Origin of the sequence: Pseudomonas sp. GX19020 (assembly GCF_023371075.1) — a bacterium.
GTDB lineage: Bacteria > Pseudomonadota > Alphaproteobacteria > Rhodobacterales > Rhodobacteraceae > Pseudogemmobacter.
This window is the reverse complement of sequence record NZ_JAMCCR010000022.1, coordinates 48234-68957: the sequence shown is the minus strand read 5'-3', so window position 1 is coordinate 68957 and position 20724 is coordinate 48234. Positions and strand designations below refer to the sequence as shown.

General features: G+C 63.3%; 21 protein-coding genes and 1 pseudogene. 16 read left to right on the top strand and 6 right to left on the bottom strand.

Going from position 1 to position 20724, the window contains the following annotated elements; translation table 11 throughout:
- From M3484_RS21985 to M3484_RS21965, 5 genes are all read left to right on the top strand, one after another.
- Positions 1-388 (top strand): RrF2 family transcriptional regulator (locus tag M3484_RS21985; protein ID WP_249499256.1); only part of this gene is annotated, 388 nt, incomplete at its 5' end.
- Positions 389-582: 194 nt separating this feature from the next.
- Positions 583-1239 carry a GntR family transcriptional regulator gene (locus tag M3484_RS21980; protein ID WP_249499255.1) on the top strand — a complete coding sequence of 219 codons (657 nt, stop codon included), beginning with the start codon at positions 583-585 and terminating at the stop codon, positions 1237-1239.
- A gap of 16 nt (positions 1240-1255) precedes the next feature.
- A complete protein-coding gene (locus tag M3484_RS21975) occupies positions 1256-2815 on the top strand; it encodes an ABC transporter substrate-binding protein (RefSeq protein WP_249499254.1) in 1560 nt (519 codons plus the stop codon).
- Between the two features lie 92 nt (positions 2816-2907).
- On the top strand, positions 2908-3942 hold the full coding sequence (locus M3484_RS21970; protein ID WP_249499253.1) for a succinylglutamate desuccinylase/aspartoacylase family protein: 1035 nt from the start codon (positions 2908-2910) through the stop codon (positions 3940-3942).
- Complete coding sequence (locus M3484_RS21965; protein WP_249499252.1) at positions 3939-5000, top strand: threonine aldolase family protein; 1062 nt, start codon at positions 3939-3941, stop codon at positions 4998-5000. The genes M3484_RS21970 and M3484_RS21965 overlap by 4 nt, the downstream gene beginning before the upstream one ends.
- Here M3484_RS21965 and M3484_RS21960 read toward each other — a convergent pair.
- On the bottom strand, positions 4977-5834 hold the full coding sequence (locus M3484_RS21960; protein ID WP_171909706.1) for an AraC family transcriptional regulator: 858 nt from the start codon (positions 5832-5834) through the stop codon (positions 4977-4979). The two genes, M3484_RS21965 and M3484_RS21960, sit on opposite strands and share 24 nt — an antisense overlap.
- A 146-nt stretch (positions 5835-5980) precedes the next feature.
- Here M3484_RS21960 and M3484_RS21955 point away from each other — a divergent pair, with 146 nt between their 5' ends.
- The 7 genes from M3484_RS21955 (at position 5981) to M3484_RS21925 (ending at position 12701) form a co-directional block, all read left to right on the top strand.
- Positions 5981-6742 (top strand): phytanoyl-CoA dioxygenase family protein, encoded by a 762-nt coding sequence (locus tag M3484_RS21955; protein ID WP_249499251.1) that lies wholly within the window; start codon positions 5981-5983, stop codon positions 6740-6742.
- A 92-nt stretch (positions 6743-6834) separates the two neighbouring features.
- Positions 6835-7848 carry an ABC transporter permease gene (locus tag M3484_RS21950; RefSeq protein ID WP_249499250.1) on the top strand — a complete coding sequence of 338 codons (1014 nt, stop codon included), beginning with the start codon at positions 6835-6837 and terminating at the stop codon, positions 7846-7848.
- 66 nt (positions 7849-7914) lie between these two features.
- Positions 7915-8880, top strand: a complete 966-nt coding sequence (locus M3484_RS21945) for a substrate-binding domain-containing protein (protein WP_249499249.1) — start codon at positions 7915-7917, stop codon at positions 8878-8880.
- A 74-nt stretch (positions 8881-8954) separates the two neighbouring features.
- The gene (locus M3484_RS21940) at positions 8955-10490 is read left to right on the top strand and encodes a sugar ABC transporter ATP-binding protein (RefSeq protein WP_249499248.1); all 1536 of its coding nucleotides are present in this window, start codon (positions 8955-8957) and stop codon (positions 10488-10490) included.
- On the top strand, positions 10487-11413 hold the full coding sequence (locus M3484_RS21935) for a ribokinase (protein ID WP_249499247.1): 927 nt from the start codon (positions 10487-10489) through the stop codon (positions 11411-11413). The genes M3484_RS21940 and M3484_RS21935 overlap by 4 nt, the downstream gene beginning before the upstream one ends.
- Positions 11410-11871, top strand: coding sequence for a D-ribose pyranase (rbsD, locus tag M3484_RS21930; protein WP_249499246.1), 462 nt, complete (start codon positions 11410-11412; stop codon positions 11869-11871). The genes M3484_RS21935 and rbsD overlap by 4 nt, the downstream gene beginning before the upstream one ends.
- Positions 11871-12701, top strand: a complete 831-nt coding sequence (locus M3484_RS21925) for a 3-methyl-2-oxobutanoate hydroxymethyltransferase (RefSeq protein WP_249499245.1) — start codon at positions 11871-11873, stop codon at positions 12699-12701. Before rbsD ends, M3484_RS21925 begins: the two co-directional genes overlap by 1 nt.
- A gap of 27 nt (positions 12702-12728) precedes the next feature.
- On the opposite strand, the pseudogene M3484_RS21920 reads toward M3484_RS21925, so the two are convergent.
- Positions 12729-12896 (bottom strand): annotated as a pseudogene (locus M3484_RS21920) (transposase); the annotation flags it as partial.
- 30 nt (positions 12897-12926) lie between these two features.
- On the opposite strand from M3484_RS21920, the gene M3484_RS21915 reads away from it, so the two are divergent.
- The gene (locus tag M3484_RS21915) at positions 12927-13085 is read left to right on the top strand and encodes a hypothetical protein (RefSeq protein WP_249499244.1); all 159 of its coding nucleotides are present in this window, start codon (positions 12927-12929) and stop codon (positions 13083-13085) included.
- A gap of 89 nt (positions 13086-13174) precedes the next feature.
- On the opposite strand, the gene M3484_RS21910 is transcribed toward M3484_RS21915, so the two are convergent.
- A complete protein-coding gene (locus M3484_RS21910; RefSeq protein ID WP_249499243.1) occupies positions 13175-14098 on the bottom strand; it encodes a LysR family transcriptional regulator in 924 nt (307 codons plus the stop codon).
- 141 nt (positions 14099-14239) lie between these two features.
- Here M3484_RS21910 and M3484_RS21905 point away from each other — a divergent pair, with 141 nt between their 5' ends.
- Positions 14240-15064 (top strand): aldo/keto reductase, encoded by an 825-nt coding sequence (locus M3484_RS21905; RefSeq protein WP_249499242.1) that lies wholly within the window; start codon positions 14240-14242, stop codon positions 15062-15064.
- A gap of 9 nt (positions 15065-15073) precedes the next feature.
- On the top strand, positions 15074-16246 hold the full coding sequence (locus M3484_RS21900; protein ID WP_249499241.1) for an MFS transporter: 1173 nt from the start codon (positions 15074-15076) through the stop codon (positions 16244-16246).
- Positions 16247-16301: 55 nt separating this feature from the next.
- Here the strand turns inward: M3484_RS21900 and M3484_RS21895 are convergent, their stop codons facing one another.
- Positions 16302-17390: an isocitrate/isopropylmalate dehydrogenase family protein gene (locus M3484_RS21895; RefSeq protein ID WP_249499240.1), complete on the bottom strand. Its 1089-nt coding sequence runs from the start codon at positions 17388-17390 to the stop codon at positions 16302-16304.
- 9 nt (positions 17391-17399) lie between these two features.
- Complete coding sequence (locus tag M3484_RS21890) at positions 17400-18146, bottom strand: glucose 1-dehydrogenase (RefSeq protein ID WP_249499239.1); 747 nt, start codon at positions 18144-18146, stop codon at positions 17400-17402.
- 178 nt (positions 18147-18324) lie between these two features.
- On the opposite strand from M3484_RS21890, the gene M3484_RS21885 reads away from it, so the two are divergent.
- On the top strand, positions 18325-19812 hold the full coding sequence (locus M3484_RS21885; protein WP_249499238.1) for an aldehyde dehydrogenase family protein: 1488 nt from the start codon (positions 18325-18327) through the stop codon (positions 19810-19812).
- Here the strand turns inward: M3484_RS21885 and M3484_RS21880 are convergent.
- Positions 19809-20708 carry a LysR family transcriptional regulator gene (locus tag M3484_RS21880; RefSeq protein WP_092904107.1) on the bottom strand — a complete coding sequence of 300 codons (900 nt, stop codon included), beginning with the start codon at positions 20706-20708 and terminating at the stop codon, positions 19809-19811. The two genes, M3484_RS21885 and M3484_RS21880, sit on opposite strands and share 4 nt — an antisense overlap.
- Positions 20709-20724 lie beyond the last annotated feature (16 nt).

Below are 20724 nucleotides of genomic sequence, written 5' to 3'. Positions count from 1 at the left end.
CACCCGGCCGAAATGCGAAACCATCGCCCGCGCGCAGGCGATGCCGCTGAACTTTCTCGTCAATATCCTCAATGAGCTGAAACGGGCCGGACTGGTGCACAGCCAGCGCGGCACCGAGGGCGGCTACTGGCTGGCCCGTCCGGCGCGCACGATCTCGGTCGGTGAAATCATCCGCGCCATCGAGGGCGAAATCGCCCTGGTGCGCGGCACACCGCCCCAATCGGTCGATTACAATGCCCGCAGCCGCCCGCTGCAGGATGTCTGGATCGCCTTTCGCGCCGCGATCCGCGAGGTGCTGGATGAAACCAGCCTTGCAAGCCTGGCCGATGGAAACCTGCCAGACATCGTGCGCCGCCTCAGCGAAGGCCCGCAGCACTGGAAATCCTGAACGCTGCAAGCCTGACATCCCGGCGCGCCGGGGCCGGGTGAAAGAAACAGCAATCCACGGGGTCCGGGGGCCCGGCAGCCTGCCCGAAAACCATGCGCCGAGGCAAGGAACCCAGCAAAAAATTCCCTCCCGCCGAAATTTGCGTTGCTGATTGTTAACAATCATCTATCCTTTGGGGAATCGGGAGGACTTTCATGCTGTTCGAGAAAGTAAGTCTTACGGACCGGGCGATTTCGCACCTGCGCAACATGATTGTCGCGGGTGAGCTGGCGGCCGGGCAGCGCCTGACCGAGCAGGAGATCGCGAATGCCCTCCAGGTGGCTCGCGGCACGGTCCGGGCGGCTTTCGCGGCCCTGGAAACCGAAAACCTGCTGGTCCGGCGCCCCTATGCCGGCTGGTCGGTGAAAGAGGTTAATCCGGAAGTTCTGCGCGAAAGCTATCAGCTTCGCGGCGCATTGGAGGAACTGGCGGTCCGCTTGCTTGCCAGTTCCATAGATCAGGACAAGTCCGACAGGCTGACCGAACTTGGCCAGCAACTCAGAGCCGCAGAGATATCCGGGATCGCCGGGGATCGGGTCAAGGCCGATCTCGGCTTTCACAGTGGCATCGTGGCGCTTTGCGGGAACGGGCTTCTCAAACGGCAATATGAGGCGATCTCGGGCCATACCGAATGGCTCTATCGCTGGTCAGAGCTGAACTGGCCATCCCGGATCAATCTGATCGAATGGCATCAGCCGATGATCGACGCGATCCTCGCAGGAGATGCCGGGGCCGCTGTCAAAGCGGCGCAGGAGCATACCGAACGCAGCCTCAGCGACGATGAACGCGATCTGAACAATCAAAACAAATGACAACAGGGACAATCAGATGACATCTTCCCCTCTCACCGGCCCGCGCTCTGGCCTGAACCGTCGCGGCTTTCTGGCAGCGGGTTCTGCACTTGGTCTTTTGCTGCCGCTTGGCATGGCGCACGCCGAAAGCGGGGCGCCGGTCAAAGGCGGCGTGTTCAATCTGGGGATGGCCGGGGGCAGCACCGACAACTCACTCGACCCACGCGCCTTTACCCAGCAGGTGCAGCGGGTGATCGGGGTTGCGGTCTGCAACCAGCTGGTCGAGGTGCTGCCCGATGGCACGCTGGCGCCCGAACTGGCCGAAAGCTGGGACAGTACCGATGCCATCACCTGGGTTCTGAAGATCCGCAGCGGCGTCACCTTCCATAACGGCAAAACACTTGATGCCACTGATGTGGTCTATTCGGTCAATCTGCATCGCGGCGAAGACACGACCTCGGGCGCGAAATCGTTGTTCAACACGATCAGCGACATTCAGGTGACCGCGCCGGATGAGGTAACGGTGGTGCTTGACAGCGCCAATGCTGAATTCATGCGCGTCTTCGCCGATTATCACGCGATGATTGTGCCCGATGGCTTTACCGACTGGCCGAACCTGACCGGCAGCGGCGGCTACCGGCTTGTCAGTTTTGACCCCGGCGTGCGGGCGGTGCTGGAACGCAACCCGGATTATTGGAAATCTGATCGCGCGCATGTCGATCAGGTGGTGATCCATGTGATCAATGACGGCACCTCGCGGCTGGCGGCGTTGCAGAGCGGCATGATCGACGTGATAAATCAGGTCGACCGTAAGGTCGTGCCTTTCATCCGCGACAATCCGAAACTGGAACTGGTGCGCTCTCCCGGGGCAGTCCACTGGACCTTTATCTGCGCCGCCGACAAGGAACCGACCAGCAACAATCATATCCGCCAGGCACTGATGTATGGCTGCGACCGCCAGGCAATGCTGGATCTGGTGATGGGCGGGCTGGGCTCGCTGGGGAATGATCACCCGATTTCGCCCGACAGCCCCTATTACAATGCAGACCTGCCACAGCGCCTGTTCGACCCGGAACGCGCGCAATTCCATCTCAAAGCCGCCGGGATGGAGGATTTCAGCATCGACCTCTATACGTCTGAGGCGGCGCTGCCCGAGGCGATTGACCTCTCGATGGTCTATGCCGCCAAGGCGGGGCCGGCGGGGCTGAAGATAAATGTGCAACGCCGCCCGGCGGATGGCTATTGGAACGACGCCTGGATGAAGCAGCCTTTCGCGGTTTCAAGCTGGCTGAACCGCCCGATCGACCAGACCTTCTCGCTGATCTATGGCACCGGATCGTCCTGGAATGAAAGCTACTGGTCGAATGAGCGCTTTGACGCCCTGCTGGCCGAGGGCAAGGCAGCGCTCGATTTCGATCGCCGCAAAGAGATCTATGGCGAGATGCAGGCGATCCTGCACAATGAGGGGCCAAGCGCGATCCCGGTCTTTGCCGATTTCCTCGATGCAAAATCGGTGCGGGTCAAAGGGTTTGAGCCAAGCAATGTTGCAGACCTCTCGGGCGACCGCATCATCGAGCGGATCTGGCTGGAGGGCTGACCGCCGCGCCAGGGCTCCGGGCGCATCACGTGCCGCCCGGACCGTTCCGGTGACCGGAAACCCGGTCACCGTCCTCATAACCGGAGAACTGCATGTCCCTCACCTCCGTCTGGTGTGAGCCGGACCTGACCGCCCAGGGGCGCCAGGTCGGCTGGATCCGTGTCGAGCATTCTGTCCATCGTTCCGCCTATGGCACAATCGCTATTCCTTTCGCGGTTTTCGCCAATGGCGAGGGGCCGACGATCCTTCTGATGGCGGGCTCGCATGGGGATGAATATGAGGGGCAGCTTGCTCTGACGCGGCTGATCCGCAGCCTCGATGTCAGCCGCATCAGAGGCCGGATCCTCGTGTTGCCGGCGGCAAATCTGCCAGCTGTTGTCGCGGGCCAGCGCACTTCTCCGCTTGATGGTGGCAATCTCAACCGCAGCTTTGGGGATCACTATACCGACACCCCAACCGGGCAGATCGCGGCTTTCATCGCGGAAGAGCTGATGCCGCTGTGCGATGTGATGCTGGATCTGCATTCAGGGGGCAGTTCGCTGCGCCATCTTTCCTGTTCCTATGCCGATCTGAGCTGTGACCCCGCAATAGCGGCCAGGACCTTCGCCGCGCTTGAGGCGATGAACGCGCCCCTGTCCTGGGCGCAGGCGGGGATCCCTGCCGCGCCCGTCGCCGGACGGGCGGCTTTGCGCAAGGGGGTCATGCATCTCTCGGGCGAATTTGGCGGCGGCGGGGCGCTGAATGCCGCCGATCTGAATGTGGCTGAGCGCTGTATCTATCGCCTCCTCGATCATCTCGGCATCCTGGAAATGGCTGCGGAATGGCGGGCGGAAATCGCAACCCGCTTCGTCTTCAACACGCAGGCCCATTTCACCTATGCCCCGGGCGAAGGCGTATTCGAGCCCCTGGCAGCGCCGGGCGATGTGGTGGAAAAGGGCCAGGCTGCCGGCTGGATCCACCGGCCGGAACGCCCGGAAGACGCCCCGGTCGCCTTGCATTTCGCCAGCGACGGGATCGTTGCGGTGACGCGCGCGATGGGGCGCTGCCTGCCTGGCGACTGCCTGTTCCATTTGCTGGAGGAGACACCGCGCGCGGCTGTCCTTGCGGGAATCAAGGCACTGAAATGATTGACTTCCGGTCTGATAACAGTTGCCCGCCATCGCCGGAACTGCTCGATGCCCTCGCGCCGGTCCTGCGCCATGGTCATTCGCCCTATGCCACGGATGAGATCACCCAAAGGGTCGAACGCCGCTTTTGCGAGATCTTTGATCGCGATCTGCGCTTTTTCCCGCTGTTTTCCGGCACGGCGGCGAATGCGCTGGCCCTGACACAGCTCGCGCCACGTTTTGCCGAAGTGATCTGTCATCGCGACTCCCATATCAATCTCGACGAATGCGGCGCGGTTGAATTCCAGTCAGGGGCCCGACTGCTGCCCGTCGGGGACACGGGTGGAAGGATCACGCCCGACACGCTGCCGCCCCTTCATGACAGCCGGGATCCACACCGGATGCGCCCGGCCGTGCTGTCGCTCAGCCAGTGCACGGAACTGGGCACCGCCTACCGCGCCACCGACATCCGGGCGCTGACCGATCCGGCACGGGCGGCCGGGCTGGGCGTCCATATGGATGGCACCCGTTTTGCCAATGCCCTGGCGATAACCGGCAGCACGCCGGCGGATCTGAGCTGGCGCGCGGGTGTCGACATCCTCTGTCTTGGCGCGACAAAAAGCGGCGCGACAGGGGCCGAAGCGGTTCTGATCTTCAACCCTGACCAGGCGACCGGGTTTGACCGGCTGATGAAACGCGCCGGCCATCTGGCATCGCGGCTCTGGTTCCTTTCGGCCCAGATCGATGCCTGGCTGGAAAATGACCTCTGGCTGCGGCTGGCCGCGCATAGCAATGCCATGGCGAGCCAGCTTGCCGGTCTTATGAGGGCCGCAGGTCACAGCCCGCTTTATCCGGTCGAGGCGAATATGCTGTTTTTTGTCGCCAGCGCCGGGCAGAGCGAAGCCCTGAGCCAGGCCGGTTTTGCGCATTATCTGATTGCCCGGTCAGACGGACAGACCGCGATCCGGCTGGTCACTTCACATGCCACAACCGGCGCGGATATCGAGCGGCTGGCGGCGGTGCTGCCCGGCATCCTCGGGCATGACGACAAAGCCTTACAGACCGCCGCCGCCATCTGACTGACGCCAGGCGGTCGGTGACAGGCCGACCACCCGGCGGAATTCGCGGCTGAAATGGTAGATGTCGCTGAAGCCGCAGGCATCGGCCACCGCCGAGACCGTAACCCCCTGGCGCAAAAGCAGATCCTGCGCACGCTGGATCCGCTGCCGCCGCAGCCAGTCGCGCGGTGTCGTCTGAAGATGCGCGCTGAACAGCCGGCGCAGCTGTGCCGCGCTCATCCGGGCGGTTGCGACCATGTCTTCCGCCGTCCAGCGCAGCTCGGGGCGGGCACCCATCGCGGCGATCAGGCGCATCAGCGCGGGCGGCAGGCGGTCGCTTTCAAGTGCCAGCCGTTCGGCATTCAGCAGCGACCAGAGTTCGGCGATCTGCCGGTTGATCAGCAGGTCCTGGTTCTTGCTCCGCTCGCGCATCAGATCAAAAAGACGGGAAAACCAGTCGGCAACCGCCGCTCCGCGCGCAATCGGGATCCGCCCTCCGGGGCCGAACAGCAGGCGCACCATCTCTGTCGCCTCGGCCCCGGTGATGCGCAGCCAGTACAGCACCCAGGGGTCCTGTCGGTCGGCGAAATGGCCATGCGGCTGATCACCCGCAATCACCGCGCAGGTCGAGGGACCGATCCGGCGCAGCTCCTCGCCGATGCGAATCGTCCCCTGCCCTTCCCGACAGTAAAGCAGATCGAATCCCGGCGAAGACATCCGGCTGATCGCATAATCCGGGCCGCAGATCACATGGCCTGCCCGGGCCACTCGGGCAAGCGCGCCGTCCCAGCGGGGATCGGGCAGCGTATGCAGGTTTTCGACAAAAACCGTTCGTTTTTCGTGGGGCGGAATCATGCGCGTTTTGTACAAATAATTGATCTGAGAGTCCATTTTAGAATGACGCGCGACAGGTCATAACCCCCACAGGAGGGACCGCTGCAGCCATGGCGCGCGGTTCGGAGGATCGGATTTCATTTCGAAGACAGAGGGAGGGCCGGGTCATGCTCATGCCGACCAGGGACCAGCAGAACCGCTATGCGGAAGATGGCTTCTATATCGTCAAAGGGCTGCTTTCAGCCGAAGAAGTCACCAATTTCCGCGACCACGCCCGCAAGCAGCTTGAAGAAGAAGCCCGCGAAGGCAGTGTCATGGCCAAGGGTGACCGCGATGGCAAAAGCACGCTTCTGAAAATGTGGAACACCGCCGGCGATGACAAATACGGGCTTCTGGCCCGTGACCAGCGCATGGTGTTGCAGGCCGAGGCACTTCTGGGCGAAGAGGCCTACCTTTACAGCCATAAGATGACCATGAAACAGCCGCGCGAGGGCGGTGCCTGGGAATGGCACCAGGACTTTGGCTACTGGTACAATAATGGCTGCCTGCGCCCCGATATGCTGTCGATCTATATCTCGCTCGACAAAGCGACGAAAGAAAACGGCTGCCTTCAGGTGCTGAGCGGCACGCATAAACTCGGTCGTCTGGATCACGTCCGCGAAGACGGCCAGACCAATGTGGCGCGCACCCATCTCGAGGCCGCCCTCGAGCGCTACGAGCATCTCTACGTCGAGATGGAAGCCGGTGATGCGCTGGTGTTCCATGGCAATCTGCTGCACCGCTCGGATGCAAATAACAGTGACACCTATCGCTGGGGTTACATTTGCTCTTATAACGCCGTCTCGAATGCGCCCTTCGCCCGTCTGCGCGAATATGGCAATTACGAAGAAATGAAGCCGGTTCCTGCCGGCAGCTTCATGGCTGCCTGACTTCGGTTCTCCTGAGCCATTGTGGCCCGCGACTGCGGGCCATTCGCCATCCCAGAAAGGCCCTGATTGCGGCCATCCCGGAAAGGAAGCTGATGACAGGGTCTCTGGCACAGCCTGCCGCAAAGGCGGCAAAAAAACGGTTCCTGCGGTTCGGCGGGCGCGAAACCGGCGTCGCGCTGGCCCTTCTGGTCATGTGTATTGCGCTGACGCTGCTCAATGACCGCTTTCTTACAACCAACAATCTGCTGAATATCGGGCGTCAGGTCTCGCTTCTGGGGATCATGGCGGTCGGCATGACCTTTGTGCTCGCCTCGGGCGAAGTCGACCTCTCGGTGGGGTCGATTTATGCGTTTTGCGGCCTCGTGACCGGCATGGTGATCGTCGCCGGCTACGGGCTTTTCGCGGCCCTGGTGCTGGGCATCCTGGCCGGGATTGTGATCGGCATCATCAACGGGCTTTTGTCGACCTATGGGCGGCTGCCCTCGCTGATCGCGACGCTGGGCATGCTGTCGATGGTGCGCGGTGCGGCGCTGATCCTGACGGATGGCCGCCCGGTGACCGTCAATGCCAAAAATGGCGCCGCGCCGGATGTGCTGGCGCAGTTCACCTTCCTTGGTCAGGGCTCGGCTGCCGGCATTCCGATGCAGCTTGTGTTCCTTGCCCTGATCGCGCTGGCGGGCTGGTTCCTGCTGGCGCGAACCTCGTTCGGCTTTCGCGTGCTGGCGGTGGGCGGTTCAACAAAGGCGGCGCGCGTCTCCGGGATCTCGGTCGAGCGCGTCAAGATCGCAGCCTTCGCGCTGATGGGTGGCCTTGCCGCCTTTGCCGGCATCCTGTCGATTGCCTTCCTGCCCTCGGGCCAGGCCGGGCGCACCGGACTGGGGCTGGAACTGGACGTGATCGCGGCCACCATTGTCGGCGGCACATCGCTTGCGGGCGGCGAAGGCACCATCATCGGCACCATCCTTGGTGTGCTGATCATCGGCGTGTTGCGCAACGGGCTGGTGCTGACCGGGGTTTCCCCATTTGCCCAGGAGTTCCTGATCGGCCTCGTCATCGTGGTCGCGGTCGCCATTGACAAATGGACCATCCGGGAACGCCGGATCTGAAGAACCCCGAACGGGGCGATCATGCGGGAGGGCATGATCGAAAACAACAAAGAGGGAGGACCTAGGATGAAAAAACTGCTTGGAACCGCGCTGGTCGCGGGGCTTTCCTGGCCGATGCTGGCCGGGGCTGACCCGATCAATGTCAAGGATTTCGCACTGGCGCCGCGGATCGCTGAAAAGGTGGCTGCGGGCGAAGAGCTGAACATCTTTGTCTCGTATCACGATGTCTCGAATGAATTCGCGCCGCAGATTCGCGCGGGCGTCGAGCGCGGCGATGCGCTGGACAAGGTCAAAGCGAAATTCATCGGCCCGGTCGGCGCCAATGCCGATGGCCAGATCAATGAGATCGAGGCGCTGCTCGACACGATGGACGGGCTGGCGATTTCCTCGGTCTCGACCGATGCGCTGGCACCGATCATCGACCGCGTGGTCGAGGCCGGGATCCCGGTCATCACCTACAACACCGACAATCCCGACAGCAAACGCATCGCATTCGCCGGCCAGGATCTGATCCAGTCGGGCCGCGAAGCCGGCAAGCTGATGTGCGAAGTTCATCCCGAAGGCAAGCTGCTGATCCTGACGCTGGACGCAGCCGCGCAATGGTCGCTCGACCGCGAAAGCGGCGCGCGCGAGGCGATGGCGGCCGATTGCCCCGCAGCCGAAGTGGTGCAGACCGTCAATACCGGCACTGACCCGCAGGAAATGTATGCCGCGATTGAGAACGCCATGCTTGGCAATCCGGAAATCTCGGGGCTTCTGAGCCTTGAATGCTGCACCACTCCGGCAGCCGGTTCCTGGGTGGATCGCAATGGCCGCGCGGGCGAGGTCAAGATCGTCGGTTTCGACCTGCTTGATCAGACGGTCGAGTTTGTCGAGAACGGGGTGATCCAGGCGACCATCGACCAGGCTCCGGAAGCCCAGGGCTTTGCCGCCGTTGATCTGCTGGCGAAGTTTCTCAACGGCGAGACCATTGACGATCTCGACACCGGCGTCGGCATCTTCACCTCTGCAAATATCGCAGACGTGAACTGATCAAAGCGTCCCGGGCCCGTCTGGGCCCGGGACGTTTCCCCGACAGTTTCTGAACAGATCGGCACGGAATGCAGATGGACACGTCCCCCGTCGTCAGTTTTCAGCGGATCGGCAAATCTTTCCCCGGTGTGCGCGCGCTCTCGAATGTGTCGCTGTCGCTGAACCAGGGCGAGATCCATGCCGTCATCGGTGAGAATGGTGCGGGAAAATCGACGCTTATGAATATTCTCGCGGGCGTTCTGGCGCCAAGCGAGGGCACGCTTATGCTGGATGGCAAACCCCTGCGGCTGTCCTCGCCGCTGGACGCACGGCGACGCGGGATCGCCGTGGTATTCCAGGAACTGTCTTTGTGCCGCAATCTCTCGGTCGGCGAAAATGTGATGCTGCCGGCGCTGGCAGAGATCCCGTCCTGGCAGCTGATCCGGCGGGCGCGCGCCCAAGGACAATCCCGTGCAATCCTCGCCCGGCTGGGGATGGATATCGACCCCGCGACACCTTTGCGCGATCTGTCAGTGGCCCAGATGCAACTGGTCGAGATCGCCCGCGCGCTGGCCCGCAAAGTGCGGGTCCTGGTGCTGGATGAGCCGAATTCGGCGCTCTCGCCGCATGAATCCGAACATCTGTTCAACATCATGCGCCAGCTGCGCGCGGATGGTGTGGCGATTGTCTATATCTCGCATCACCTGAGCGAGGTTCTCGCGCTTTCCGACCGGATCAGCGTCATGCGTGACGGCGAACTGGTCGAAAGCCTCACCGATCTGACCGGGGTCGAAGTGCCGCATCTTGTCGCCGCGATGGTCGGGCGCGATCTGGGGGATGCCGCGCCTTACGGGCTGACCCACCCGCCGCGCGACACGGCACCTGTTCTGTCCCTGCGCGACTTCCGGGTGCCGGGCGAGATCAACGGCATCTCGCTTGATCTGCGGCCCGGCGAGATCCTCGGGATCGGCGGTCTTCCCGGCAGCGGCAAGGATATCCTGGCCGAAGCGATTTTCGGCCTCTGCCCGCGTTCCGGCACGGTGACGATTTCCGGCCAGTCACTGCCGGCGCAGAAGCCGATGGCTGCCATTCGCACCGGTATCGCGCTGATCCCGGCGGATCGCCGCAATGGCGGCGCGCTTTTGTCGATGTCGGTCGCGCAGAATGTGGTCTCCTCGACGCTCGACCACCATTCCAGGATCGGCGTATTGCTGAATGCCCTGATCGGCGAAACCGCAGGTCAGCAGATCCGCGCCTTTGACGCCCGCGTATCCGGGCCGGGCCAGGTGATGGGCACGCTTTCGGGCGGCAACCAGCAAAAGATCATCCTCTCGCGCGGCATTGTGTCAGAGCCGAAGGTCCTGATCCTGCATGAGCCGACCCGCGGCATCGATGTCGGCGCGAAGGCTGAAATCTACGCGATCCTCAAGCGCCTCGCCGAAGAAGGGTTGGCGGTTCTGATGATCTCATCGGAACTGCCAGAGCTGGTGCTGCATGCGAACCGGGTGGTGATGATGGCGCATGGCGAGGTCTCGCGCGATTTCACCGGAGCGGAGATTTCCGAGCAAAATCTGATGATGGCGGCAAGTGTGCAGCCCGCGCATCTGTCCGAAGTGGAGGGGGCAGCATGAAGAAACCGGTTATTACCGTTGTCGGCAGTTTTGCGGTTGGGATGACGATCAGAACCCCTACCCTGCCGATTTTTGGCCAGACAATTCTCGGGTCCGATTTTGATATGGGGCCTGGGGGCAAAGGGTCGAACCAGGCGGTCGCCACCGCGCGGCTTGGGGCGGACTCCGCGCTGGTCGCCTGTGTGGGAAATGACGCACTGGCCAAGATCGCCACCGATATGTACCGCGCCGAAGGGGTGAACGCCCGCCATGTGACCGAGTTGCCGGACCGCGCAACCGGGGTGGGGTTCATCATCCTCAACACCGAGGGCAACAATTTCATCATCCTCGATATGGGCGCGAATAACGCGATGGATGCCACCCAGGTCGATAAATCCGCCGACCGGCTGGCCATGTCGGATGTGGTGATGACCGTGCTGGAAATCCCCGATGCCGCCGCCACGCGCGCGATGGAACTGGGCAAGGCCTCGGGGGCGCGGACGGTGCTGAACCCGGCCCCGGCCCGTGCGCTGCACCCGTCGATCTTCAAACATGTCGATGTGCTGATCCCGAATGAAAGCGAGCTCAGGATCCTTCTGGGCCTGAAACCTGACGATCCGACCCCTTCGCGCGACCTTGCGATCCGTCTGCGCCGTCTGGGCGTTGGCACCGTGGTGGTGACGCTTGGCCGCGAGGGCGTGCTGATCCTCTCGGACGAGCATGACCTGCATATCCGCGCCCCGGAAGTCGCGGTGGTCGATACCACGGGCGCGGGCGATGCCTTCTGTTCGGGCTTTGCCGTGGCGCTGGCCGAGGGGAAATCCATCCCCGAAGCTGCCCGCTATGGCACGCTTTGCGGCTCCTGGGCCTGCACGAAACTCGGCGTGGTGCCATCCCTTGGGCGGCGCCATGAAATCGAAACCTTTGCCAGGGAACTCCAATGAAACGCGGTCGTATCCTCAATGCCGAACTGAACCACGCCATTGCCTCGATGGGTCATGGCGATCTGATGATCGTCTGTGATGCGGGCTTTCCGATCCCCGATACCACCTGGCGGGTCGATCTCGCGATTGAAAAAGACCTGCCAGACCTCGGGCAGATCCTGTCGCTGATCGCCTCGGATTTCGTGGCCGAAAAAGTGGGCTATGCCGACAATCTGCCGACCAATAACCCGGTTCTGCTGGACAAGGTGAAGAGCCTTTTCCCGGATGCCGATCACGAGATGACCACCCATGCCAATATCCTGGGTGCGATGGCGGCACAGGCCAAAGTGATCGTGCGCACCGGCGCTTTTGATCCCTGGGGCAATATTCTCCTGTGGTCGGGCGTAGATGTGCCGAAATGGTTCGACAAGCCGGGCGTCATCGCGCCGCCGGAATATGCGCGGAAGCTGAAAGCCTGATGCCGAAGATCTTTGACTGGGCCGCGCAACCGGCCGAGCGCATGGTAACGGTCGGCTCGCTCCGGGCGGGGAAAGGCACCCCCGCCCGCCACGCCCAGGTCACCGCCGATACCGCCGAAGAGGCCGCAGCAGCCGAGGCCGCCGGGATCGAGATGGTCGTCTGCCGGGCCGCCAATGTGACAACCGTCCGACGCGGATCGAAACGGGTCTTTGTGACGGCGGCGCTTGGTTTCGCCGAAGCCATTACCGAAGATGAGATCCTGCGCACCGCCTTTCGCGCGCTGACCGATGGTGCCGATGCGGTGATCACCGCGCGGCGTCTTTCCATCGTCAGCCTGCTGGCGGCCGAGGATATCCCCGTCATGGGCCATCTGGGCTTTGTGCCACGCAAAAGCACCTGGACCGGCCGCACCCGTGGCGTTGGCCGCGAACCTGGCGAGGCAGAAGAGCTCTGGCATCGCTTCCGTCGTCTCGAAGACGCCGGTGCCTTCGCGGTCGAGGCCGAGCTGGTCGCAGCACCTTTGCTCGCGGCGATCACCCGCAAATCGGGACTGGTCACCGTCTCGCTTGGCTCTGGCCCGGGCGGTGATGTCGCGTTCCTGTTTACCTCGGATATCATCGGCGACAGCCCGCGCCTCCCACGCCATGCCCGGTCCTGGGGGGATGTGGCCAGCCTGCGCCAGCAGATCGTCACCGAACGGCAAAGGGCGCTGACCGCCTTTCGCAGCGAGGTCGCCGGCGGCAGCTATCCGGCGCCTGGTGAACTGATCCACCCCGAGAGCGACCCGGAGCTCGACGCGCTGCTCGACCGGCTCAGCAACGCACGCTGATCTGCCGGCCGCGCGACAGGACAGAGGCCCGCGCAGGGCCTTCACCATCAGACAAAACCGGACAGCCGCATCGCTGAATACCGGCGGTCGGCGATTGACGCCGAGTTTCGGCGCGACCCACACCATTTCCGCGTCCAGCCAGATCAGCAGGGCACGGCACCGCTTCAGCGCGTGGTTGTGACTTTCCCGGATCAGCGTATTGGCCCGATCCCAGGCAACCCGCCAGTGCACCGGATCATCAGCCTGGCGCGCGGCCGGATCTGCCGTTTCGCCTTCTTGCTGCCGGGCGAAGACAACCACCGCCGCGGCATTGTCGAAAATCCTTTCGCCGATGCCGCACAGGCATTGAATTCGAAGGCATCCAAGTCTCGCCGCCAGGGGTGAGCGGGGGTTACCTCGCAAGAGGAGTCTGCCTTTGGTTTTGCCGACGGGCAAGCTTGTCACAGTCACGCGGATGCCACGCCGATACGGTATCAGCTGCTGCGATATCCCGGCGCCTGTTCCAGAAACGCGCGCAGCCGGGGCGTCATGAAATCGAGAAACGCGCGGACACGGCGCGGCATGTGATCGCCGCCCGGGAAAACGGCATGCACATCTTCATTGTCACCGTCGACGGCATCGGCAAGCACCTCGACCAGGGTGCCGCGCGCCAGATCCTTCCGGATATGAAACTCCCCCATCCGCGCAAGGCCCATTCCGGCCAGCGCCATCTGACGCACCGTCTCGCCATTATTTGCCAGAAGCGGGCCATTCACTCGGTTGTCAATGATCCGCGCACCCTCCTTCAGCTGCCAGACCGGCGATGAACGGCGGAAATTAAGGCCAAGACAGGCATGATCCGCCAGATCGGCACCGCTTTGCGGCACACCGCGCCGACGCAGATAGTCGGGCGAGGCCACGATTTTACGCGCCGCATGGCCCAGGCGGATCGCGGTCAGACCCGAGCTTGCCAGCCGCCCAACCCGAAACGCCACATCCGTGCGGTCGAGATAGAGATCCACGACCTCATCCGAGATCGAAAGATCCAGGGTGATATTCGGATATGCCTGCCAGAACTCCGGCAGCAATGGCTGTATCGCCACCACCCCAAGCCCGACCGAGGCCGAGACCCGTACTTTGCCGGTGATGCTGGCCGCGCCCTGGCGCAGATCGGCCTCGATCGCGTCCATCTCGGCCAGCAGGTTCAGGCTGCGTTCATAATAGACCTGCCCCTCCCCCGTGAGCGAAAGCCGCCGGGTCGAGCGTTCCAGCAGCCGCACGCCAAGCCGTGTCTCGATCCGCCCGACCAGTTTCGAGACCGTGGAAGGGGTCATGAACAACTGCCGGGCCGCCTCGGAGAAACTGCCGGATTCAACGACCCGCAAAAACACCTGCATCTCGCCTGCGCGGTTGTCCATGCTCGTCCCCTGCCCCTCTCAGCGCATCCAGGAAATAATTTCACAGATGATGCGAAGATCGAAGGAATTATCAAGCCCTCGCAGCAGGTCTATCTGGGGGGTAACGCCAGCCACCCGATGGAACTGGCAAAGGAGAACAGGATGCAATTTGTAAAGACCCATGAGGCTGTGATCCCGGCGCTTGGCTTTGGCGTATTCCGCATGTCTGACCCCGAGGTGCAGGCCATCATCCCGGCTGCGATCGAGGCCGGATTTCGCCATTTCGACACGGCGCAGATCTATGAGAACGAGGCATCGCTGGGCCAGGCGCTGAAGACGTCGGGCCTGCCGCGCAACGAGCTGTTTCTGACCACCAAGGTCTGGGTGGCGAATTACACAGCAGATCGTTTTGCGGCTTCGGTCGATGAAAGTCTCGACAAGCTCGGAGTCGATCAGGTTGATCTTTTGCTGGCGCACTGGCCCGGCGATCAGGTGCCGGTTGAACAACAGATCGACTGGCTGAACGAGACCCTGGCAGCGGGCAAGACCCGCCATATCGGCGTCAGCAATTACAACCGCAGCCAGCTGCGCAGGGCGACCGAAGCCAGTGCAGCCCCCATCGTGACCAATCAGATCGAGATCCACCCCTGGCTCGACCAGTCAGAGATGGCCGCTCTGGCGCGGGAAACCGGCATATCCCTCACCGCCTATTTTGGCATGGCCGATGGCGCCGTGCCAAAGGATCCGCTGATCGCCGGGATCGGCGCAGGGTATGGCAAGACCGCCGCCCAGGTCGGACTGCGCTGGCTGATCCAGCAGGGCTTTGTCGCCCTGTCGAAAACCGCCAACCCCGCCCGTGTGACCGAGAATTTCGACATCTTTGACTTTGAGCTGACCGGGTCCGAGATGGCAGCGATCAGCGGCCTTGCCCGCGCCGATGGCCGCATCGTCTCGCCCGCAGGTCTGGCACCTGACTGGACCGCCTGAGGACAAGCCATGGAGAACCGCAAACTGAACTGGCCGTTGCTGGCCCTCGCCGTGGGGGCCTTTGCCATCGGCGTGACCGAATTCTCGCCGATGGGGATGCTGCCGGTGATCGCGCGCGGGGTCGGGGTCTCGATCCCTTCCGCCGGGATGCTGGTCAGCGCCTATGCCCTCGGGGTGATGATCGGGGCACCGGTCATGACGCTGCTTTTCGCGCGCTTTGGCAAACGCACGGCACTGATGGCGCTGATGGCGATTTTCACCCTTGGCAATCTGATGTCGGCGCTGTCGCCTGATTACTGGACGCTGCTGGCCGCGCGCGTGGTGACCAGCCTGAACCATGGCGCCTTCTTCGGGCTGGGTTCGGTCGTGGCCGCAAGCCTCGTTCCGAAAGAGAAACAGGCCAGCGCGGTCGCGACCATGTTCATGGGTCTCACAATCGCCAATATCGGCGGCGTGCCGGTGGCAACATGGATCGGACAGGTGACCGGATGGCGCGAGGCCTTTGCCGGGACGGCGGCCCTTGGCCTTTTGACCATCGCCGCCCTGTGGCTGGCTTTGCCGCAGGGCAGCGCCGGCGCGCGCCCCGAAACCGCGCGTGAACTGCGCGTCCTGACCCGGCCGCCGGTGCTGGTGGCGCTTGCCACGACGGTGCTTGGGGCCAGCGCGATGTTCGTGCTTTACACCTATGTCGCGCCGGTGCTGGCGACCCTGGCAGGCGCGTCGGACGGGTTTGTGACGCTGGCGCTGGTGCTGATCGGGCTGGGCTTCACCTTCGGGAACTGGCTGGGCGGCCGGATGGCCGACTGGTCGCTGGAAGGAGCAACGGCGACATTCCTCGCGGCGCTTTCGCTGATCATGCTGGTCGCACCCTTTACCCTTGAAACGCTTCCCGGTGCCGCGATCACACTGTTTCTCTGGGGGGCAGCCGCTTTTGCCATCGTGCCGCCCGTGCAGATGCGGGTGATGCAGGCCGCAGCGGATGCGCCGGGCCTTGCCTCTTCGGTGAATATCGGGGCCTTCAACTTCGGCAATGCAATCGGTGCGGCGCTTGGTGGCGCGGTGATCGCGCTGGATCTGGGCTATAGCGCAGTGCCGGTCGCGGGCGGGTTGACGGCGGCGGCGGGGCTGGCTCTGGTCTGGTTAAGCCGCCGGAACCCGGCAGGGATGCCCTGCAAGGCATGAGATAAGGGCGCGCGGGCTCTGGCCCGCGCGCCCTGCTATTTCAAACAGCGCCCGATCAGGTCAGGCGGGCGCGCAGCCCTTCGGTGATGGCGGCACTGCCGCTGTCGCCGCCCAGATCACGGCTGATCAGCCCATCGGCAATTGCCGCGCTGACGGCAGTACGGATCCGCGTTGCGGCCACCGAGAGGCGGCTGTCCTCATGCCGCGCCGCCAGCCATTCCAGCATCGACGCCGCCGAAAGCACGGTGCCATAGGGGTTCGCGACCCCCTTGCCCGCAATATCCGGCGCCGAGCCATGTGCCGCCTGGAAAAGCCCCTGCCCCTCGCCAACCTCGGCCGAAGGGGCAAGCCCCATGCCGCCAATCGTCGCCGCTGCAAGATCTGACAAGATGTCCCCGAACATATTCTCGGTCACGATCACATTGTAATGGCCCGGCTTTGTGACCAGATACATCGCCATCGCGTCGATCAGACCATGCTCGGTCTGAATATCCGGATACTCCGCCGCCACCTCGTCAAAGATCGCGCGGAAAAACGCATAGCTGCGCAGCACATTGGCCTTGTCGACACAGGTGACACGCTTCACGCCATCCGCAGGCGCGCCGTTCGAGGCCCGTGCCAGCTCGAACGCCTTGCGCACGATGCGTTCGACCCCTTTGCGGGTCTGAACCAGAGTATCCACCGCCATCTCGCCACGCAGCTGCGCGCCGGCGCCCCGGGCGGCGTAAAGCCCTTCGCTGTTCTCGCGCAGGATGATGTAATCGATATCTCCGGGCTTCACGTCCGCCAGCGGCGAACGGATACCGGGATAAAGCCGGATCGGGCGGATATTGGCGTAAAGATCCAGCTCGAACCGGAGCCGCAGCGTGAAATCAAGCCCGGCTTCGGTCCCGTCAGGACGGACGACGCCGGGAATTCCCGCCGCGCCATGCAAGACCGCATCCGCCCCCGCACAGGCGCGGAAGGTGGTGTCCGGAAAGCTCTCGCCGGTCTGGCGGTAAAATTCGGCCCCCGCCGGATGATCGGCTAAGCGCAGCGGGCAGTCATTCCCGAAGGCCGCGCGCAGCACCTCGACGCTGGCGGCCGCCACTTCGGGGCCGATGCCGTCACCGGGGACGACCGCAATATCATAGATCTCTTTCATCTTGCCGCCTCAGATACAGCGCCCGCCATCGACTTCCATCGCGACGCCGGTGATCATCGAAGCTTCTTCGGAACACAGGAATGCGGCCGCATTGCCCATATCCTCAGGCGTCGAGAACCGGCCAAGCGGGATCGAAGCGAGGAATTTCGCGCGGATCTCGGGCGTGTCAGACCCCATGAAGGTGGAGAGAAGCGGCGTATCGCCCGCCACCGGGTTGATCGCATTGACGCGGATCCCGAACGGGGCAAGCTCCACCGCCATGGCGCGGGTCGCAGTGATCACCCAGCCCTTGGAGGCATTGTACCAGGTCAGATTGGGGCGCGGCGAGACTCCGCCTGTCGAGGCCACATTCAGGATCGCACCCGCTTTCTGCGCTTTGAAATGCGGCACCATCGCCCGGGCACCGTGATAGATCGAGCGCATGTTCACATTGGCGATCCGGTCGAAATTCGCCTCGTCCAGCTCATCAAGCGGGGTCGGCAGATGGCCCACGCCGGCATTGTTGACCAGCACATTCAGCCCGCCAAAGGCCGAAAGCGCCAGATCGCGCGCGCCCGTCATGCCTTCGGCGCTTGCCACATCGCCGATGAAGGGGCGGCAATCAGCGCCAAGGCTTTCCGCCACCCGTTCAGCATTGGCCTGATCGCGGTCCATCAGCACGACTTTCGCGCCCTCGGCCACGAATTTCCGCACGATCCCTTCGCCAAAGCCCGAACCGCCGCCGGTGACGACAGCAATCTTACCACTCAGTCGCATCATATCTCCTTCGCGGGGCTTTGCCCCCCGCCAAACGCCGGCAGAATGGGGGAAAGCCGGCGCCGGTGACAGCCGCATTATCTGAACGCGCGATCAGGTTTCCTTCCTTGAGCGCAGCCGCGCGCCGGGTATTTTGTGCCGCAGAGACCCGGCGATCTGACCGGCCGGAGGGAATGACATGACTGACTGGACCAGCCGCGCGCGCGCGCTTTACGATGGCGGCTTCTGCCCGATGTTCCTTGATGGCCAATGGGTCGGCGCCGTCTCGGGCGAGGTGATGGAAGCCCGCAATCCCGCCACCGGCGCCCTGCTCGCCACCGTCCCGAAAGGCGGCGCAGCCGATATCGACGCCGCCGTCCGGGCCGCACGCCGCGCTTTTGAGGGGCCCTGGTCGAAATTCACCCCCTTTGAGCGCCAGGCGCTTCTGTTGCGTATTGCCGAGCGGTTCGAAGCGGACTGGGAGGATCTGTGCCTTTCGGACACGCTGGATATGGGGATGCCGATTGCCCGCACCCTGGGCAATTCACGGCGCGTCCTGGGGATGCTGCGGTTTTACGCAGGTCAGGCCGTGGCGATCCATGGCCAGACCATCCCGAACTCCTTTCCGGGCGAGATCCTGTCGCAGACGGTGAAAGAGCCCATCGGTGTCGTTGGCGCAATCATCCCCTGGAATGCCCCGATTGCGGGATCGGTCTGGAAGATCGCCCCGGCGCTGGCGACCGGCTGCACAGTGGTGCTGAAACCGTCAGAGGAAGCCTCGCTGACCGTGCTGATGATCGCACGGCTGATGGCAGAGGCGGGCCTGCCCGAAGGCGTGTTGAATGTGGTGACAGGAACCGGAGCCGATGCCGGCGCGGCGCTGGCGACGCATCCCGATGTCGACAAGATCGTCTTTACCGGCTCGACCGCCACCGGTCAGGCCATTGCCCGCGCCGCCACCGGCACGCTGAAACATGTCTCGCTGGAACTGGGCGGCAAATCACCGGTCATCATCTGCCGCGACGCGGATATCGACAAGGCGGTCCCCGTGGCCGCGATGGCGGTCTTTGCCAATTCCGGCCAGATCTGCATCGCCGGATCGCGCCTGTTTGTCGCGCGCGAGATCCATGACGATTTCGTCACACGCGTCGCGGATTATGCCGCGAAGCTCAGGATCGGCGACGGGATCGCCCCGGAAACCGAGATCGGCCCGATCATCTCGGCCCGGCAGAGCCAGCGGATCGAAGGGTTCCTTCACACCGGCCTGGAAGAGGGCGCCGAGGCCTATACCGGCGGCAACAGGCTTGAGCTTCCGGGGCTTGAGGGCGGCAATTTCATCGCGCCTACCGTCTTTGGTGGCGTCACCGATGAGATGACCATCGCCCGCGAAGAGATCTTCGGGCCGGTGATTTCCGCCATGCCCTTTGACACGCTGGACGAGGTGGTGCAGCGCGCCAATGCCACGCCCTACGGCCTCGCTGCGGGAATTTTCACGACGCATCTGGGCACCGCGCATAAGCTTTCGCGGCGCATCCGTGCCGGATCGGTCTGGGTGAATATGTATCACGCCATCGACCCCGCCGTGCCGTTTGGCGGGACGAAGATGTCGGGCTATGGCCGCGAGGGCGGGCTGGAGCACCTGAGCGAATATCTTGAGACCAAGGCGATCTGGATCAATACCGACTAGATGCGGCCCAGTTCGGTGCGGATCAGTTCGATCAGCTGTTCGGAATAGCTGTGCTGGACATAGCCCTTCGCGGTCAGGATCCCGACCGCACGGGTAGAACCCGGATCCGAGATCCGCACCACCCGGAATTCGGCCGTCGGCATCATCGGCACCGCAATTTCCGGCACGAGCGCCACACCAAGCCCGGCGGAAGCCAGCGCAATCGCGGTATAGGCGTTCTGAACCTCATATTGCAGGTTCAGCGAGATGTCCTGATCTGCCGCCAGCCGGTCGATCTGTGCCCGGATCGCGGTCTGGCGGTCCAGCAGGATCAGCGGGAAACGCGCCACCTCTGACAGCATGAAACGCTGCGCACCCTCGTCGAAATCGGCAGGGATACAGGCGACGAGATGGTCTTCGAGGATCGGCTCGAACTGGAAATCGCTGAGCCCGGGCACTTCCGGCCCGATATAAAGCTCGACCTCCTGCTCCTGTAAAAGCGCAAGCGCGCCATTGGGCGGCGTTTCCTTCAGATCCACCAGGCTGCGCGGATAACGCAGCTTGAAGGTCGCAAGGATACGCCCGAGCCGGGTCGAGGCGAGGGTGGGCGCACAGGCAATCCGAACATGGCCGCGCCGCTGCGCCGCGACCTCAGACAGGCGCGCCAGGCCGGCCTGCACCTCGGCCATCGCATGGCTGACCTGTTCATAAAGCACCCGCCCTTCCGAGGTCAGATTGGCGCGTTGCGGCGTGCGGATGAAAAGGCTCATCCCCACCTGCGCCTCGAGATCGCGGATCTGCATCGACACGGCCGAGGGCGATCGGTTGCTTTCTTCGGCCGCGCGGCGGAAACTGCCATGCTCTGCCGCCAACAGAAAGGTCTGCAGCAATTTAAGATTAATATTGCTTGCAGCCATGATGGCCCCCCTGTGA